At 33.9% G+C, this 18,388-nt stretch carries 16 protein-coding genes and 2 pseudogenes; 6 read left to right on the top strand and 12 right to left on the bottom strand.

The window, feature by feature from the left end; translation table 11 throughout:
* The first annotated feature begins 29 nt into the window (after positions 1-29).
* Positions 30-401 carry a four helix bundle protein gene (locus G5V56_RS18400; RefSeq protein WP_166967919.1) on the top strand — a complete coding sequence of 124 codons (372 nt, stop codon included), beginning with the start codon at positions 30-32 and terminating at the stop codon, positions 399-401.
* Between the two features lie 74 nt (positions 402-475).
* On the top strand, positions 476-1,354 hold the full coding sequence (locus G5V56_RS18405; protein ID WP_166968025.1) for a bifunctional 5,10-methylenetetrahydrofolate dehydrogenase/5,10-methenyltetrahydrofolate cyclohydrolase: 879 nt from the start codon (positions 476-478) through the stop codon (positions 1,352-1,354).
* Positions 1,355-1,358: 4 nt separating this feature from the next.
* Here the strand turns inward: G5V56_RS18405 and G5V56_RS18410 are convergent, their stop codons facing one another.
* From G5V56_RS18410 to G5V56_RS18440, 7 genes are read right to left on the bottom strand one after another with little or no spacing between them, the layout of a single operon-like run.
* On the bottom strand, positions 1,359-1,784 hold the full coding sequence (locus tag G5V56_RS18410; protein ID WP_166967921.1) for a VOC family protein: 426 nt from the start codon (positions 1,782-1,784) through the stop codon (positions 1,359-1,361).
* Entirely contained in the window at positions 1,781-2,542 is a 762-nt protein-coding gene (gene rluF, locus G5V56_RS18415; RefSeq protein WP_166967922.1) for a 23S rRNA pseudouridine(2604) synthase RluF, read from the bottom strand. The genes G5V56_RS18410 and rluF overlap by 4 nt, the downstream gene beginning before the upstream one ends.
* Positions 2,543-2,560: 18 nt before the next feature.
* A complete protein-coding gene (locus tag G5V56_RS18420; protein ID WP_166967924.1) occupies positions 2,561-3,388 on the bottom strand; it encodes an alpha/beta fold hydrolase in 828 nt (275 codons plus the stop codon).
* Complete coding sequence (locus G5V56_RS18425; protein WP_166967926.1) at positions 3,388-3,750, bottom strand: cupin domain-containing protein; 363 nt, start codon at positions 3,748-3,750, stop codon at positions 3,388-3,390. The genes G5V56_RS18420 and G5V56_RS18425 overlap by 1 nt, the downstream gene beginning before the upstream one ends.
* 12 nt (positions 3,751-3,762) lie before the next feature.
* A complete protein-coding gene (locus G5V56_RS18430) occupies positions 3,763-4,737 on the bottom strand; it encodes a YitT family protein (RefSeq protein WP_166967928.1) in 975 nt (324 codons plus the stop codon).
* Positions 4,738-4,749: 12 nt separating this feature from the next.
* A complete protein-coding gene (locus tag G5V56_RS18435; protein WP_166967930.1) occupies positions 4,750-5,310 on the bottom strand; it encodes a hypothetical protein in 561 nt (186 codons plus the stop codon).
* A gap of 29 nt (positions 5,311-5,339) precedes the next feature.
* Positions 5,340-6,884 (bottom strand): helicase HerA-like domain-containing protein, encoded by a 1,545-nt coding sequence (locus tag G5V56_RS18440; protein WP_166967931.1) that lies wholly within the window; start codon positions 6,882-6,884, stop codon positions 5,340-5,342.
* 104 nt (positions 6,885-6,988) lie between these two features.
* Between G5V56_RS18440 and G5V56_RS18445 the strand changes: the two genes are divergently transcribed.
* Positions 6,989-7,618 carry a 7-carboxy-7-deazaguanine synthase QueE gene (locus G5V56_RS18445; protein ID WP_166967933.1) on the top strand — a complete coding sequence of 210 codons (630 nt, stop codon included), beginning with the start codon at positions 6,989-6,991 and terminating at the stop codon, positions 7,616-7,618.
* Between the two features lie 45 nt (positions 7,619-7,663).
* Here G5V56_RS18445 and G5V56_RS18450 read toward each other — a convergent pair whose 3' ends face one another.
* The 5 genes and pseudogenes from G5V56_RS18450 to G5V56_RS18465 form a co-directional block, all read right to left on the bottom strand.
* Positions 7,664-8,197: a DUF2911 domain-containing protein gene (locus G5V56_RS18450; protein WP_166967935.1), complete on the bottom strand. Its 534-nt coding sequence runs from the start codon at positions 8,195-8,197 to the stop codon at positions 7,664-7,666.
* A 168-nt stretch (positions 8,198-8,365) separates the two neighbouring features.
* A pseudogene (aspS, locus tag G5V56_RS19235) lies at positions 8,366-10,189 on the bottom strand (aspartate--tRNA ligase); the annotation flags it as partial.
* Positions 10,190-10,284: 95 nt separating this feature from the next.
* A pseudogene (gatB, locus tag G5V56_RS19240) lies at positions 10,285-11,710 on the bottom strand (Asp-tRNA(Asn)/Glu-tRNA(Gln) amidotransferase subunit GatB); the annotation flags it as partial.
* Positions 11,710-13,110 (bottom strand): amidase family protein, encoded by a 1,401-nt coding sequence (locus tag G5V56_RS18460; protein WP_166967939.1) that lies wholly within the window; start codon positions 13,108-13,110, stop codon positions 11,710-11,712. The gene G5V56_RS18460 and the pseudogene gatB, both read right to left, overlap by 1 nt.
* A 3-nt stretch (positions 13,111-13,113) precedes the next feature.
* On the bottom strand, positions 13,114-13,383 hold the full coding sequence (locus G5V56_RS18465; protein WP_206285922.1) for an Asp-tRNA(Asn)/Glu-tRNA(Gln) amidotransferase subunit GatC: 270 nt from the start codon (positions 13,381-13,383) through the stop codon (positions 13,114-13,116).
* A 603-nt stretch (positions 13,384-13,986) separates the two neighbouring features.
* Between G5V56_RS18465 and gyrB the strand changes: the two genes are divergently transcribed.
* The 3 genes from gyrB to mdh all read left to right on the top strand — a co-directional run bounded on the left by gyrB (position 13,987) and on the right by mdh (position 18,320).
* On the top strand, positions 13,987-15,927 hold the full coding sequence (gene gyrB, locus G5V56_RS18470; protein ID WP_166967943.1) for a DNA topoisomerase (ATP-hydrolyzing) subunit B: 1,941 nt from the start codon (positions 13,987-13,989) through the stop codon (positions 15,925-15,927).
* Positions 15,928-16,089: 162 nt separating this feature from the next.
* Complete coding sequence (locus G5V56_RS18475) at positions 16,090-17,136, top strand: DUF6588 family protein (RefSeq protein WP_166967945.1); 1,047 nt, start codon at positions 16,090-16,092, stop codon at positions 17,134-17,136.
* A 257-nt stretch (positions 17,137-17,393) separates the two neighbouring features.
* Entirely contained in the window at positions 17,394-18,320 is a 927-nt protein-coding gene (mdh, locus tag G5V56_RS18480) for a malate dehydrogenase (protein WP_166967946.1), read from the top strand.
* Positions 18,321-18,388 lie beyond the last annotated feature (68 nt).

Below are 18,388 nucleotides of genomic sequence, written 5' to 3' on the forward strand. Positions count from 1 at the left end.
GCAGTTTTCAGTTTTATATAATAAAAGTAATGGATTTCAAAAAACTACTAGCTTATCAAAAATCGTTTGATTTAGCGATGGCTATTTTTGAAATTTCAAAATCTTTTCCAAAAGAGGAGACATATTCTTTGACAGATCAAATAAGACGAAGCTCGCGTTCAGTTTGTGCAAACATATCTGAAGCTTATAGAAAGAGAAGATATCCTAAACATTTTGTTAGTAAACTTACTGATGCTGATGCTGAAAATTCAGAAACTAATACCTGGTTAGATTTTGCATTGTCCTGTAAATATATTTCAGATGAAGATTATTCTAAATTTTCTAAAGAAGGAAAAGAGATTGGTAAACTACTAAATTTTATGATTCATAATCCATCGAAGTTTGGAGTAAAAATAGAATAGATAATTATTTGCAGGAAAGGTGTTCAGGAGAGTGAAAAACTTCGACCATGACTGTGACTGAAAACTTAATGAATATGACAATTTTAGACGGTAAAAAAGTTAGTAACGACATAAAAGATGAAATTGCAGAGCATGTATCAGCAATGATTTCTAAAGGCGAAAAAGTACCTCACCTAGCCGCTATTTTAGTTGGGTCTGATGGCGCTAGTATGACCTACGTAAACGCAAAGGTAAAAGCATGCGAGCGTATTGGATTTAACTCCACGCTAATTGAATTACCTGAATATACTACCGAAAGCGAATTACTCGAAAAAATACAAGAACTCAATAGCAATACTGATATAGATGGCTTTATTGTACAGCTACCATTGCCAAAACAAATCGACGAGCAAAAAGTTTTAATGGCTGTAAACCCAGATAAGGATGTTGACGGATTTCATCCTGTAAACGTTGGGAAAATGGCTTTAGACTTACCAACATTTTTACCAGCTACACCGTTTGGAATATTAGAATTATTGGAGCGTTATCAAGTTGAAACTTCAGGAAAAAATGTAGTCGTTATGGGTAGAAGTCATATTGTTGGCCGCCCAATGAGTATCCTTATGAGTCAAAAACGTAAGGCTGGTGATGCTACCGTTACAGTAGTTCATAGTCGCTCTAAAAATTTAGAAGAGATTACACGAAATGCCGATATTATTGTTGCTGCCATTGGAATATCTGAATTTTTAACTGGTGGCATGGTTAAAGAGGACGTTGTAATTATTGATGTGGGAATTACACGAGTACCAGACGCCACAAAAAAGACTGGATATCGTCTTGCTGGAGATGTTCATTTTGAAAGTGTTAGTAAAAAGGCCAGTTATATAACGCCTGTGCCAGGAGGTGTAGGTCCAATGACAATTGCTATGTTGTTAAAAAACACATTGTTAGCAAGAGAGCGTCACTTAAAGTAACAGTTTATTTAGCAAACAACTGACTTAAATCTTTAAAAGCTTTAAATTCTAAAGCATTTCCTGCAGGGTCATAAAAAAACATGGTAGCTTGTTCTCCAACTTGTCCCTCAAATCGAATATAAGGTTCAATAACAAATTGAATGTTTTTCGATTTTAAATGGTCTGCAAACGTTTGAAAATCATTCCAAGGCAACACTACTCCAAAATGAGGTACAGGAACGTCTTTTCCGTCTACTGGATTGGTATGTAATTCTGATTCTTCTTTTTTGGGTTTATAATGAATCACCAATTGGTGCCCAAAGAAATTAAAATCTACCCAATGGTCGCTACTTCGTCCTTCTTCGCAGCCTAAAACGTCTCTATAAAATAGTCTGCAGTCTGCTAAATTATGAACAGGAATGGCTAAATGAAATGGAGAAATGGATGTCATTTTTTAGATGTTTTTTGAGATGTTGGACTATAACTTTTGGTTGAATCTTCAATTAAAACATTCAGTTCTTTAAGTTCTTCTGTTGTTAATTCTCGATACGTTCCAAGTGGCATATCGAGCTCGATATTCATAATTCGAATACGTTTAAGTGTCTCAACTTCATAATTTAAATACTCACACATACGTCGAATTTGCCGGTTTAAACCTTGTGTTAGAATAATTTTAAATTCGTAAGTATTTACTTTTTTAACCTTACATTTTTTTGTGGTTCGGTTTAAGTCCGCTAACGGAATGCCTTCAGACATCCGTTCAATGAAGGTTTGAGAGATAGGTTTATCAACTTTTACAAGATATTCTTTTTCGTGATTATTACTAGCGCGAAGAATTTTATTGACAATGTCACCATCATCAGTAAGAAGAATTAAGCCTTCACTGGGTTTGTCCAACCTTCCAATAGGGAAAATACGTTTTGGGTAGTTAATAAAATCAATAATATTATCTTTTTCAACAGAGGTATCGGTAGTGCAAACAATACCAACAGGTTTGTTAAACGCCAAATAAACAAACGATTCTTTAGTGTTTTCTATGGGTTTTCCATCTACAGAAACACGGTCGTTTGGAGTTATTTTGGTTCCCATTTCAGGCACTTCATCATTAATAGTAACACGGCCTGCTTCAATAAGTTTATCCGCTTCTCTACGAGAACAATAGCCTACTTCGCTTAAATATTTATTAATTCGTTTTAAAGGTTCTTCCATAGAACAAAGATAATAAGTTTAATCATCAATAAACTCCGAAATATGTAATGTTACGCTTTTATGATTAAGAGAATGTCCCAAACCTTTTGTGGTGATAAGTTGACTGTTTTTATAATTATTTTTAATGAGAAGCGCATCGTTGTAGGGAATAATCTTATCGTCTTCATCATGAATAATCAGGCCTTCTGCATCAATTTTTTTAATGTATGTTGCGGTTGAAAAGGATTCAGGTAATGCTCCAAAGCGTTCTAGAATAATCTTATTAATTTGCTTTATAACGCGTTGATTATAACTTAACATGTCGGTATAGCTTTTGAAAACACCTGTAAATTCTGAGGGCGCACCAAGAAGCACTAATTTTTTTAAATGTTGTAGTTGGTATTTGTGTTGAAAAAAAACAGCAGCCATACCACCAACAGAATGCCCAATAATAATATCTGGTTTAAAATGTTGGGCAGCTATATTGATGAATTCTGAATACAAAATAGCATTGAAATGCGCACTTCCGGAGTTACCATGCGCTGGCGCATCTAAACAAATAATAGTATAATTTTTCTTTTTTAGGTGCTTTGCAAGAGGTTTCCATCTGCCCGAATTACTTTCCCAACCATGGGCCAATAATATAGTTTGTTTGTTTCCAGGCCACTTGTATGTCATTATTTCAAAGTCCTCATAATAAAGCGTTTCCTTGACCGAAGTTTTCAGAAATTCAGTTTGTATTTTAGTTATTTGACCTTTTCTAGGTTTTGAAAATAAGGATAAGGCTTTATCGGCGGCATAGTTTTTTGAAATATAACTTAACCCATTAATTGATAGGCCTACAAGTTTTACAAAAATAGAAGCCATTAATCTTCTCTGTTAACTTTGTCTATCGAAAAAGCAGGTTTACAAATCGCTAAATATTCGCAAGGTTCTGTAAATGGATTGGAATATTGAACTCTGGTGTTTTTTTCAATTTTAATAGATTGTCCTGCTTCCAAGACGATGGTTTCATCTTCAATAATAAATTGTTTTTTTCCTTTTATGATGAACGTGAATTCTTCAAATTCTGGTATTTGAAAAGGTTCGCTCCAGCCTGCAGGTGCAATCATATGAGCAATGCTTATTTTAGAATTTCCATCTGAAGCTAAACCAAAATGCTCTTTAATGACTTTGCCATCTGTTGTTGGCACTACAAAAGGATTATTTTGAATAGTGTATTTTTTCATTTGTGTTTCTTATTATTTTTTTAGAGGTTTTCTTTTAATCATACCTCCTTTTAAATCTTTTACTGTGCCCATGACTATAAAGGCATTTCTATCAATCTTATCTATTTCAGTTTGTAGTTTTGCAAGTTCCAGACGTGTAACCACGGTGTAGATAATATCTTTATCATAACTTTCTTTATGTTTTCCAAATCCTCCTTTTCCAGCGTAAATAGTGCAAGCGCGTTGTAACTTTTCAATAAGCATAGTTCGGATTGCTTTATTCTCATTAGAAATAATAGTAACACCTACATATTCTTCAACACCATCTACTACAAAGTCTACCGTTTTTGCTGCCGCTAGATACGTAAGAATGGCGTAAAGGGCTGTCTCAACAGATAGAATATAGGCGCCAAAAGAAAATATAATAATATTGATAACTAATAAAACATCCCCAATCGTTAAAGATAATTTTCTGCTTAAAAAAATAGCTAGAACCTCGGTGCCATCAATTACACTACCACCTCTCATCGACATCCCAATTCCTAATCCTAAGAAGAAACCGCCAAATACAGCAATAAGTAATTTGTCTTCTGTAATAATTGGGTACTCAACAAAATGTACAACAATAGCCAAAAGTGTAATGGCTATGACGCTTTTAATGGCGAATTTAAAATTAATAGTTTTAGAAGCCAGAATCAAAAAAGGAAGGTTTACTAATATCAATAGTATGCTTAAATCAAGTGTTGTAATATTTCCTAAAAGTAGCGAGATACCTGTAGCACCACCATCAATAAACTTATTGGGTAATAAAAAGCCTTTTAAACCAAAACCTGCTGAAAAAACACCAATAATTATAAAAATATAGTCTTGGATAGCATGCGATAATTCTACCTGAAGATTTTTTACAATAGGTTTAATTTCTTTGTCACTTACACTTTTCGAACCCTTTTTTGCCCCGAGTTTTTTACGAGCAACATCAATTAATATTTTTGAAAAAATTGGATTCATTGTGTTTTCTGGTTACTTAGTTTTGCTCCAATTCAAGAAAAAATACTTGATTTTAGCATTGTCTGGAATATGAGTTGCTTCAATAGATAAACTCCTATCAAAGCGCATATTGGCAGGTAATTCTTCCTTATCAATGGTGAATGAAGCATTTATTTCATTCACGGAAACAACAATGGTATTTATTAAATTATCGATTCGTGATATTTTATAATTTTTAGAAATGTCTTTAAATGTGCTTTCTGCAGAAACGTTTTTTTCAGTTTTAAAGCGAGGATCAAAAACTCTAACGCTTTGAATATATGAGGTGGAATCAGACGGGTTACGTGGACTTATGCTTAATAATTTTTTGCCTCCTTTTTCAAAAACATCAATATCATTAATCAGTCCTGTAAATTGATTGCCATTATAATTTACGAGAGAGTCATTTGCATAAATAGCTTTAAGATCTTTTACCTGTGTTGAATCCGTAAGCAATCCAATATGTTGTTTACCTATTTGAAAAGGATCTTGTTCTTGTTTGCAACTTGAAACAATACATAAAATAAGACTAAAAAATAAAAATGATTTGTTCATGTGGGACTTAAAATTAATTGATTAATGAATTATTTTTTTAAAACTTTGGTTAAAATGCCAAAAACGCTTCTTATAAAAGTAGCACTTGTTAGGACTTTAACAACAGGATTCATTGCGGTACTTCGTCTTCTTGAACTTGTTGTTGTTCTTTGTTTTGATTCTGCTTTCTTAAGCGCTTCTTTTTCCTGTCTTGCTTTTTCTTTGGCTTCTTCAGCTTCAGCTTTTTCTATCTTTTCATTCAGCATTTCATAAGCACTTTCTCGGTCAATAGTTTCATTGTACTTTTTAACTAGTTTTGACTTTGAAAGTAAACTGCTTAATTCGGTATCTGTTAAAACATCCATTCTACTCATTGGAGCGCGCATCATGGTCGCGGCTAATGGAGTAGGGCGCCCTTTTTCATCAAGAGCAGAAACCAGCGCTTCACCAATTCCAAGCGATGTAAGTACTTCGGTAGTGTCGTAATACTCAGAGTCTGGATAGTTTTGTGCCGTCAATTTAATAGCTTTTCTATCGTTGGCTGTAAAGGCTCTTAGCGCATGTTGAATTTTTAAACCTAATTGTCCTAAAATAGCTTCAGGAACATCGGTTGGGTTTTGCGTTACAAAATAGAGGCCAACGCCTTTACTTCGTATTAATTTTACAATACTTTCAATTTGACTAAGTAATGCTTTAGAGGCTTCATTAAAAATTAAATGCGCTTCGTCTATAAAGATAATTAATTCTGGTCGGTCGCTATCACCTTGTTCAGGAAATGTAGAATAAATTTCTGCCAACAAACTCAACATAAACGTAGAAAATAACTTGGGTCTATCTTGAATATCAGTCAGCCTCATAATATTAATATAGCCACGACCTTCGTCATTAATTCTCAACAAATCATCAACCTCAAACGAAGTTTCTCCAAAAAATAAATCGGCACCTTGTTGTTCAAGTTCTATGATTTTTCTTAAAATAGCACCTGTAGAAGCGGTAGAAATCCTGCCATACGCGTCGTCAAATTCTTCTTTACCTTCTTGTGTTGCGTATTGTAAAATCTTTTTAAAATCTTTTAAATCTAGAATAGGCATTTTGTTGTTGTCGCAATACTGAAAAATAACAGCAACAACGCCAGCTTGCGTTTCAGATAAATCTAAAATTCTTGAAAGAAGTACGGGTCCAAATTCACTAACAGTTGCTCTTAAACGAACCCCATTTTGTTCTGATAACGTTAAAACCTCTACAGGAAACGATTTAGCTTCAAATGGTAAGCCAATCTTTTCCATTCGTTCATCAATTTTTGGATGACCAGGACTTGGTTGGGCCAAACCACTTAAATCACCTTTAATGTCCATAAGTAAAACAGGAATTCCTTTGTCACTTAAATTTTCTGCTAATACTTGTAATGATTTCGTTTTACCTGTACCCGTAGCACCGGCAATTAAACCGTGACGATTTAAAGTTTTTAAAGGGATTTTTACATGAGCTCCCGTAATGGTTTCACCGTCTAACATGGCTGCACCAACAGGAATAAAATCACCTTTGGTGGTATTGCCATCGTTTATATATTTTAAAAACGCTTCTTTATTACTCATTCTTGATAATTTTGCATAAAAATAACTATTCCTATTGAATTCATACAAACAACGTAAATAAAACTATCAACATTTAGTAAGCAAAATAGTATCTTTGCACACTTATGCAAAAAGAGATTCAAAATTTAGTTGATAAAGGCGAGATGCTGCCTTTAATGGAGGAGTTTTATACCATTCAAGGAGAGGGATTTCACAAAGGAACAGCTGCTTATTTTATTAGAGTTGGTGGCTGCGATGTGGGTTGCCATTGGTGTGATGTTAAAGAAAGCTGGAATGCCAATTTGCATCCGCCAACAAGTGCTGTTAAAATTGTTGAAAATGCTAAAAAATATAGTGATACGATCGTAATTACCGGAGGTGAACCATTAACTTGGGATATGACATTTTTAACCTCGAAGTTAAAAGCTGAAGGTTTACAAGTTCATATAGAAACATCTGGAGCTTATAAATTAACAGGAACCTGGGATTGGATTTGTTTGTCGCCTAAAAAATTAAAATTACCGACTCCTGAAGTTTATGAAAAAGCACATGAATTAAAGGTAATTATTTACAATAAAGATGATTTTCGCTTTGCGGAAGAACAAGCCGACAAGGTGAATAAAAATTGCATTTTGTACATGCAACCAGAATGGAGTAAACGCGATAAAGTGATTCCAGAGATTGTGGATTACGTGATGAGAAATCCTAAATGGAAAGTATCGCTTCAAACGCATAAATATTTAAATATTCCGTAATAGAAAAGCCTTGAAAATCAGGGCTTTTCTATATCATAATTTTTTTTACTTACTGATAGGTACGGCAACTCTGGTCGTTCCCCAACCCAAATACATAGCGTTGTCATCAAAAGTGATGGAAAATGCTTCAAGTGATTCCTTACTTGATGTAACTGGAGCCTTTACTCTAAGCACATCATTGGCTTCATTATAAGAATAAGCACCCCAAACATTAATATCTTTACTAAAAATAATCGTCCATTCTTTCTCTCCAGGAATTGTAAATAATGAATATTCCCCTGCTTTAAGCTCTTTTCCAGCAAACTTCATGTCTTTATAAAGCACGATATCGGCTGCTTCGTTAGCACCTGTTCTCCATACTTTACCGTTTGGCGCCAATGTTGACAAATCTCTTCCTTTAAGTTGTGGTCGGCTGTAAACCACTTTTATTGATTTATCGGACACTTTGCTGCTACTTGGATATGCACTTGCATCCATGGGGCTTTTGTCTAATCCTTTGAATTCTTGTGCTTTGGCATTTAAGGACAAAAGCATAAGAAATACAAAGACTAGTGTTGAATAACGAGTAAACTTTTTCATAAGATTTTTGTTTTTAAGTTTTAAATTTTTTAAAGTTAAGCTGAAAGACTCTTAAAGTTTTTATAAAAGTTTTAGATAAATGTTAAATTTTATAACTAGTTAAATGATAAAATAGAAAATGCTTCAGTTATACTGAAACATTTTTATAATTCTATTTGTTGAAATAATCTATTTTTTAATAATTCTCACATTCATTTCTTCTACTTTTTTGTCTGAAAGTAATGATGGCGCTCCAAATAATAAATCGTCACTCGTACCTGTTTTAGGGAATGCCATGACTTCACGTATCGATGCTTTTTTCTCTAAAATCATCATTAATCTATCAACACCCCAAGCGATTCCACCATGAGGTGGCGCTCCATAATGAAAGGCCTTATGCATGGTCCCAACGCTTTTAAGCATTTCTTCTTTGTTGTAGCCCATGTTTCTGTAGGTAGCTTCTAAAATTTCAGGTTTGTGCGCACGCACAGAACCGCCACCAATTTCGTAGCCATTCAAAATTAAATCGTATTGTTGCGCGATAATACTACCAATTTCGTCTTCTTTACCGTTCATGTGTTTTTCGATATCATAAACAGCAGGCATTGAAAAGGGGTTGTGAGTAAACGTCCATCTGCCTTCATCTGTTTTTTCAAACATTGGGAAATCTACCACCCAAGCTGGTCTTAATTCCTTAGGATTTATGAGTCGTAACATGCTTCCTAACTCTTGTCTAACAGCATCTAATGCTTTGTTAGCGGTAGCATAATCGGCAGCTGAGAAGAACACAATATCTCCAACTTGCGCATTGGTAGTTTTAATAATACCAGCAGCAATATCTTCTCCTAAAAATTTAATAATAGGCGATTGTAAATCAGTTTCGTTTACTATAATGTAAGCCAAACCACCTAAACCGTGTTGTTGAGCAATTCCGGTTAGTTTCTCAATTTGCCCTTTGGATAACCGTTTGTTTCCTTGTTCTTTTGCAGAAACTTTAATGCATTTTACGATACCACCTTCTTCAATAGGTTTACTAAACACTTGGAATGTGGTGTCTTTTACAATATCTGTAATGTCTTGAAGTTTTAAACCAAATCGTAAATCGGGTCTGTCGCAGCCATAGCTATCCATCGCCTCTTTATAGGTAATGACTTCAAACGGACGTAAAATCCATTTGTTACCATATATTTTTTCAACAATTTTATTGAACATGTTTGTGTTCAAATCCATTATTTGCTGCATGCTGGCATAAGCCATTTCTATATCTAATTGCGTAAATTCTGGTTGGCGATCACCTCGAGAATCTTCGTCTCTAAAGCAACGTGCAATCTGGAAATACTTTTCGTAACCACTTACCATCAATATTTGTTTAAATTGCTGAGGTGCTTGTGGTAAGGTGTAAAAAGCGCCTGCCTGTTTTCTTGAAGGTACAATAAATTCTCTTGCTCCTTCATCGGTTCCAGCACTTAAAATAGGGGTTTCAATTTCCAAGAAATTTTGTTTATCTAAAATATCACGAAGTAACTTAATAACTTTATGACGGTTTACAATAACACGACGCACATCATCATTTCTATGATCTAAATATTTATACTGAAAACGGGTGTTTTCGTTTGTTTTTGTAGCGCGTTTAATTTCAAAAGGTAAGGTTCTCGATAGGTTTAGAATATCTAATTCGTAAGCCTCTAATTCTATTTTTCCGGTGCGTAAAGCTGGATTATAATCGTCTTCTTTTCTTTGTACAATGGTTCCGCTAACCGTGATAACAGATTCTGGTTTTAATTTTACCAATTCATCTAAATTAGGGAACGATTCTCTACTTAAACGTACTTGGAATACTTCGGCACTCGAATCACGTAAATCAATAAATATTAATTCTCCGTGGTCTCTTACGCTCGCTACCCAACCTGCAAATGTTACTTTTTCTGAAATATTAACTTCTGAAATATCTGTAATTAAATGCGTTCTATATTCCTCTTTGATGATGATAGGAATTTGTGGTAACACTTCTTCCTTTTGTTTGGTCGTTGGTTGTTGGTTATTGGTTATTGGTTGCTGGTTATTCGACGTTTGTGAAGAACTTTGAACTTTCCCCTTTGTACTTTGCAACTGATTTAAAATACCTTCACGAATAACCTTTCCAGAAGCGCCTTTACCAATTATAGCTATCACTTTTCCAACTAAAACACCTGCTTTTCCTTGGTTGCCACCTTTAATATCGTTCGCAATCGCTTCATTTTCTGAAATTACTTTTGCTATCGCATCAAAAATAGTTTCTTCTGAAATTGTGTTTTCTTTAAAATAGCTATTATAATCGAAGGTTCTGTCTTTTAGATACGATGTAATCGCGTTTTGGACTAAAACCGATGTTATCTTTTCATCTTTAAAGAGTTGAAAAATTTCAATGAGGTGATCAATTCTATGAATATCAGCATATTCATCGGCACCAATATTATTCACCAATGTTTTAGCGACAAAAGATGGGTCTTTTAATACGTTGTTTATAGCGATAAACGTGCTAGAACGTAATGAATCGGCCGTAAAGAATTTAGCATCTTGAGGCAATACACCACCTTTTATTAAGATAGACTCAACAGCAAAAGGTAGTGAGCTAATATCGACATGAATAGAATCTACAACCTCTTTAATAGACACGAAAGGTAAATCTGGCTCCGATATAAAACGGTAATCGGCTTCAAACTCCTTTTTACGCATTGTTTTGGTTTGCTTTAAATCGGCATCCCAAAGTACGGTAGTTTGTTCTGGTCTAAACTCTTTATGTTCTATGTAGTAATTTAATTGTTTTTCTACTTCCTCTTTTAAAGCGTCTACCATAAACTTGAAAGAGTTCAAGTTTTTAATTTCGGTACGCGGATTTAAATTGTAGCTATGTTTTTTGCGTAAAGACACAGAAACATCCGATTTAAACTCGCCCTTTTCAAGATTCGCTTCACTTATTTTTAAATTCTGAACAATACGTTGAATATATTGTGCGTAAGTTGATGCGTCTTCAATATGGCGAATACATGGTTCGGTTACAATTTCAATAAGAGGAACACCAGCTTTATTAAAATCTATTAACGAAATGTTTTTTTCGTGCACTAATTTTGCAGCATCCTCTTCTATGTGAACCTGAGTTAAATTTACGGTAAACTGACTTCCATCATTTCTGAAACATGAGACTTGTCCGTCGGGAATAACCGGATTATGAAACTGCGTAATTTGTATGTTTTTCGGGTTGTCTGGGTATTCGTAGTGTTTTCTATCCCACGAAATTACTTCGTTTTCAAACGATGATTTTACAGCCTTTCCAAAATAAATAGCCTTAGTGATAGCTTCTTTATTTATCGCAGGCAACACACCCATTTGTCCTGTACATACTGAACAAATACTATGGTTTGGCGTATCTATTTCTTGGTTTGGACAAGAACAAAAGAGTTTCGTTTTTGTGTTTAGTCGAACGTGTGTTTCTAGTCCGATAACCAGTTCTAAATCGTTTGCTTTTAAAGCGGCGTCTAATTGTTCAAGTTCCATTATATCGTATCTTTTAAGAAGTTAGCAAACTTCAAAACGAGTTCGTCATTATTTTTAGCGGCGGTAATTTGTAAGCCCGTTTCTGTGCCTTGTGGTATGGTTAAGGTTGGTAATTGCCCTAAACTAAAACCAACGGTATAAGCATCACTTAAATACATCGCGTGCGGATCTTTTAAACTGTTACCAATTTTTGGAGGTGTGTTTGGTGTTACGGGCGATACAATAATATCGACTTCTTTAAAATCTTTTTCAAAATTGTCTGAAATCGCATCTCGAAGTGCTAGACCTTTTAAATAGATTTCATCTGAAAAACCTTGAGATAACACTTGGTTTCCACCAACAATCCGACGTTTTGTTTCTTCTGAAAAATTTTCTGAACGTGTGATGGCGTAGGATTCTTTTAGGTTTTTATTATCAATTCGGTTACCGTAGTTCGAGCCGTCTAAACGCGATAGGTTAGAGGCTGTTTCTGCCATGGCCAATGTATAATATGTAGAAACCAAAATATTAGACTTAAAGAAATCAAGTTCTTTAACTTCGATGTTTTTGGCTTTAATCTTTTCAATAGTCGCTAAAAAATCAGCTTTAATTTTAGAATCTATCGCTTCACTTTCAATAAAACTTTTAAAATATCCAACAGATTTAATATCAGTTGAATTTAAAATGCTTTCTTCTGAAATAGCTTCTGAAACATAAGATGTTTGGTCTTTGGCATCTTTTCCACTCATCACATTTAATACAATGAGAATATCTCCAACCGATTTTGCTATAGGCCCCACACAGTCTGTAGACGAGGCGTAAGCCATTAATCCGTAACGTGAAATACGTCCGTAGGTAGGTTTTAATCCGTAAACGTGATTATAGCCAGCAGGCTGTCTAACAGAACCTCCCGTATCTCCACCAATAGAAAATACGGTATAGTCTTTCGCAACATTAACCGCAGAACCACCACTGGAGCCACCACCAACTAAATCTGGATTTATAGCATTTTTTACAGCGCCAAAAATGGTGTTTTCGCTAGACGAGCCGTGACCAAAACTATCGCAGTTTTCTTTTACAATAGGAATTGCCCCAGCATCCAATAATTTTTGAATAGCTGTAGCCGTATATGCAGCTTTGTAGTTTTTTAATAAATTCGAGCTCGCAGTCGTAAATGTACCTTGAACCATATACACATCTTTAATACCAAAAGGAATGCCTTCTAACAACCCAATAGGTTCGTTGTTGGCAATCTTCGCATCAACCTTCGCAGCTAAATTCAGAGCTAAGTTATCGAGCAGGTTATTAACGGTATTATGTGTATTCTGTTTTAATAAATTTAATTTTTCCTGCACTAAGTTTGTACACGAAAATTCTTTATTCACCAGTTGCTGATGAATTTTATGTATTTGAGAATCCATAATCTACGCTTCAATTACTTTAGAGACTACCAAATAGCCATTTTTCTCTTTTGGAAAGTTTTCAACGATAATTTGTTTTTCAATAGCAGAACTTTCAATGACCACATCGTCTCTCAAATTATCTAATGACACGCAATTATTATGATTGTTATTTAAAGAATTATTATTTGTTGCATTCGCATTTTTAATCACATCAAATAATTTGTTCACAGCCTCGCTGGGTTCTGCTCCTTTAATACTCGACAATATGTCGACTGTCATAATTTTACTCATCACTTACATTTTTAAATTAAAAAAAGCCTCCCGATTTCGGAAGGCTTCATATATTTTTTAAACAATAACCTTCCTGTCCTAAAAATTAGGATTATTGAAATTATTATTGTTATTATTTGTCATTTTTCTATTTTGAGTGTCAAATATATGTAGAATTAAAGTATTACACACTATTTTTTTCAACATCCTATTCTATATTATCGAATTGATAAAAAATTAAAGTTTATTTGATAGTTTTTAATCTAATAGTCGAGTTTGCGTTATTTTTTTCACTGTCTTTTTTTTATAACATTATTTTATTTTGAAATACACCTTAATTAATTCAAAAATCAGAAATATTAAAAACCGTATATATCGGTTTTAAGGCAATATGCGTTTTTGCTTAATTTAGAGCTGAAAAAAAAATTCCGAAATTGATTTTAAGGCATTTTTTAGGCGATTTAAGACACTTTTGAGTAATTAACAAATGTTGATAATTTATTGTTATAATCGATAAAATGCTTTTAGAAAAAGTGATATTTGAGTATATTTGTAAGTATCCTAAAATGGTGCCAATCGCATCATTTTTTTATGGAATGAAATCAAAATAAAAGTATTTTAAATATGAGCGACGAAATTAAAAAACAAGATTATTCAGCAGACAATATTCAGGCTTTAGAAGGAATGGAACATGTACGTATGCGTCCATCTATGTATATTGGTGATGTTGGAGTAAGAGGGTTGCATCATTTAGTCTATGAGGTGGTTGATAACTCTATTGATGAGGCGCTGGCTGGACATTGTGATACAATTGGAGTAATTATAAATGAAGATAATTCTATCACTACTGAAGATAATGGTCGTGGTATTCCTGTTGATATGCATAAAAAAGAAGGCATATCAGCGTTAGAAGTTGTAATGACCAAAATTGGAGCAGGAGGAAAATTCGATAAAGATTCTTATAAGGTATCTGGTGGATTACACGGTGTTGGTGTAAGTTGTGTAAATGCGTTATCACAACATTTAAAAGCAACCGTTTATAGAGACGGAAAAATTTGGGAGCAGGAATATGAGCGTGGTAAAGCCATGTATCCAGTTAAAGCTGTTGGAGATACAGATAAAAGAGGAACGGTAGTTACATTTACTCCAGATCAGACTATTTTCACACAAACTGTTGAGTATAGTTATGATACGTTAGCTAGTAGAATGAGAGAATTATCTTTTCTAAACAAAGGAATCACCATTAAATTAACTGATAGACGTTATAAAAAGGAAAATGGAGAATTTGAAGGTGAAACATTTCATTCAGATGAAGGGTTGCCAGAATTTATTAGGTTTTTAGATGGTAATCGTGAACCTTTAATGAGAGAAGTTATTTCTTTTGAAGGAGAAAAAAATGGCGTACCTGTAGAAGTCGCTATGATTTATAATACATCGTATGCTGAAAATTTGCATTCGTATGTCAATAACATTAATACACACGAAGGAGGAACACACCTATCTGGTTTTAGACGTGGTTTAACCATGACGTTGAAAAAATATGCAGATAGTTCTGGCTTAACAGATAAGTTAAAGTTTGACATTGCAGGAGATGATTTTCGTGAAGGGTTAACGGCTATTATTTCGGTAAAAGTTCAAGAGCCTCAATTTGAAGGTCAAACTAAAACAAAGCTTGGAAACAGAGAAGTATCAGCATCAGTTAGTCAGGCTGTTTCAGAAATGTTATCAGATTATCTTGAAGAACATCCAGATGACGCCAAAATTATTGTTCAAAAAGTAATTCTAGCTGCCCAAGCAAGACATGCCGCTCAAAAAGCACGTGAGATGGTTCAGCGTAAAACTGTAATGAGTATTGGTGGTTTACCTGGTAAACTAAGTGATTGCTCAGAGCAAGACCCAACAAAATGTGAAGTCTTTCTTGTTGAGGGAGATTCTGCGGGTGGAACAGCAAAACAAGGAAGAGATAGAGCGTTTCAAGCTATTCTGCCATTAAGAGGTAAAATTCTTAATGTTGAAAAAGCAATGGTACACAAGGTTTTTGAGAATGAGGAGATTAAAAATATTTTTACAGCACTTGGTGTAACAATTGGAACTGAAGACGATAGTAAAGCATTAAACCTATCAAAATTACGTTATCATAAAGTGGTGATTATGTGTGATGCTGATATTGATGGTAGTCATATTGCGACACTTATTTTAACATTTTTCTTTAGATATATGAGAGAGCTTATTGAAGGTGGACACATCTATATTGCAACACCTCCATTATATTTAGTTAAAAAAGGAGCTAAAAAACAATATGCATGGTCAGAAAAAGAGCGTGATGAAGTTGTTGAAAGTATGGGAGGAACAGCTGGTATTCAACGTTACAAAGGTCTTGGGGAAATGAATGCAGAACAACTCTGGGATACAACTATGAATCCTGAGTTTAGAATTTTAAGACAAGTTCAGATAGATAACGGGTCTGAAGCCGATAGAATTTTCTCAATGCTTATGGGTGATGACGTTCCGCCACGTAGAGAATTTATAGAGAAAAATGCGGTTTATGCAAATATTGATGCGTAGATAGAAAATAAAGTTAGTACTAAACACCCTTGATTTTGTTTTAAAATCAAGGGTGTTTTTTTATGCTTCAAAAACAAATATCAGTTTAAATGCATTTTTTTATCGATAAAATGTGATATATTAAAATATTTTCATACATTTGTTATTCCAAATTTATCAAAAATGAAAAAGATAACCCTACTTTTGTTTATTTTCATAGTAACGCAGGTATCAAGAGCTCAAGATTTAGGAGACATTATACTCGCTGCAGATGATGCCAGCAAACTCACTGAAAATTATATACGACCAGTTATGAATGGCTTAATGTATAGTATGAATGGTGGATGGTACACAACTGCAAAAACACATAAGAAATTTGGTTTCGATTTAACCATTGAGGCGAATGGCTCATTTGTTCCTAAAGCAGATGAAGTATTTCAATTTATTCAAAGTGATTACACATATTCAACGCTTCCTAATGGAGAGACCTCATTGCCAACTGTTATAAGCAGTGATGAAACAGAAACTACCATTGATGTTCGTGTTCCATATAATGGAAACACCTATAAAGTTGCAAGTTTTAACATGCCAGGTGGTGTTGGTGGCGATTTACCAGGAAATATTGTTCCAGCCCCCATGGTGCAGTTAGGTTTTGGATTGCCTTTTCATACTGATATTAAAGTAAGATATGTGCCTACATTAAATTTTAATAATGATGTAGAAGCAAACTTAATAGGCGTTGGATTACAGCACGATTTAATGCACTATTTTGGACCGCTTGATAAATTACCTTTAAACGTTTCAGTTCTGGCAGCATTTACTACTATGGATGTGACTTATAACATTAATGACGATAATCCCAATGATGAAATTACAATTACCAATGGTAAAGGTGCTTTTAAAATGAATACATGGACGCTTCAAGCATTGGGTTCGTTAGATTTTCCAATAATAACATTATATGCAGGTGTTGGATATAACCATGGAAAATCTTCTTTGAAGATAAAGGGAGATTATGATATTACTTATGATGTTGAAGACAGTAATGGAAATACAGTAGGTACTGCCAACGAATCTGTTACAGACCCTGTAAACCTTAATTTTGATGCCAATGGAGTAAGAACCACGTTGGGTGCAAGATTAAACTTAGGTATTTTCAAAATTTTTGGAGACTATACATTGCAAAAATATAATACTGTTTCTGCAGGTATAGCGTTTAGTTTTAGATAAAAAAATATTGTAAAAGTGAAAACTTTTAAAAAGATATGTTTGTTTAGTTTTAGTTAAATTTTATTATTTGAATTAGTCGTGAAAAGTGCAAGATTTAATCTTGCACTTTTTTTATTAAGAGTTTTTAAATTTGTAATTTTACATGATTTTAATCATGTAAATAAACCTTTTTAAATTATAAAATTTGCATGATTTAAATTTTGGAACGAAAAAATATTAAAACAAATTATATAATAAAAATTATTAAAAATTAAGACATGAAAGTAACAGTAGTAGGTGCAGGAGCAGTTGGCGCAAGTTGTGCAGAATATATTGCAATTAAAGATTTCGCTTCAGAAGTAGTTTTATTGGACATTAAAGAAGGCTATGCAGAAGGTAAAGCTATGGATTTAATGCAAACAGCATCTTTAAACGGGTTCGATACAAAAATAACAGGAGTCACTAATGACTATAGTAAAACTGCAAACAGCGATGTTTGTGTTATTACCTCTGGAATTCCTCGTAAACCAGGAATGACTCGCGAAGAGTTAATAGGTATTAATGCAGGTATTGTAAAAACAGTATCGTCTAATTTAATAGAACATTCTCCAAATACCATTATGATTGTGGTGAGTAATCCAATGGATACTATGGCATACTTAGTTCACAAATCAACAAGTTTACCAAAACATAAAATTATAGGGATGGGTGGAGCATTAGATTCTGCTCGTTTTAAATACAGATTAGCTGAGGCTTTAGAAAGTCCAATAAGTGATGTAGATGGAATGGTTTTAGGTGGACATAGTGATACAGGAATGATTCCATTAACACGTTTAGCAACAAGAAATGGAGTGCCAGTTTCAGAATTTTTATCTGAAGATAGATTAGATGCTGTAAAAGAAGATACTAAAGTTGGAGGCGCAACACTTACAAAATTATTAGGAACCTCTGCATGGTATGCGCCGGGAGCTGCAGTGTCTGCTTTAGTTCAGGCTATTGCTTGCGATCAAAAGAAAATGTTCCCATGCTCAGTAATGTTAGAAGGTGAATATGGTTTAAATGATATTAGTCTTGGAGTACCAGTAATTTTAGGTAAAAATGGTATTGAAAAAATCGTGAATATCGAGCTTAACCAAGCTGAAAAAGACAATATGATTTCTAGCGCAGAAGCCGTTAAAAAAGTAAATGAGTTATTAGAGTTGTAAGATTCAATAATTTAAAATATATATTTAAATAAAGACTGTAGAAATACAGTCTTTATTTTTTATATTTG

Origin of the sequence: Yeosuana marina (assembly GCF_011762485.1) — a bacterium.
Classification (GTDB): Bacteria; Bacteroidota; Bacteroidia; order Flavobacteriales; family Flavobacteriaceae; genus Yeosuana; species Yeosuana marina.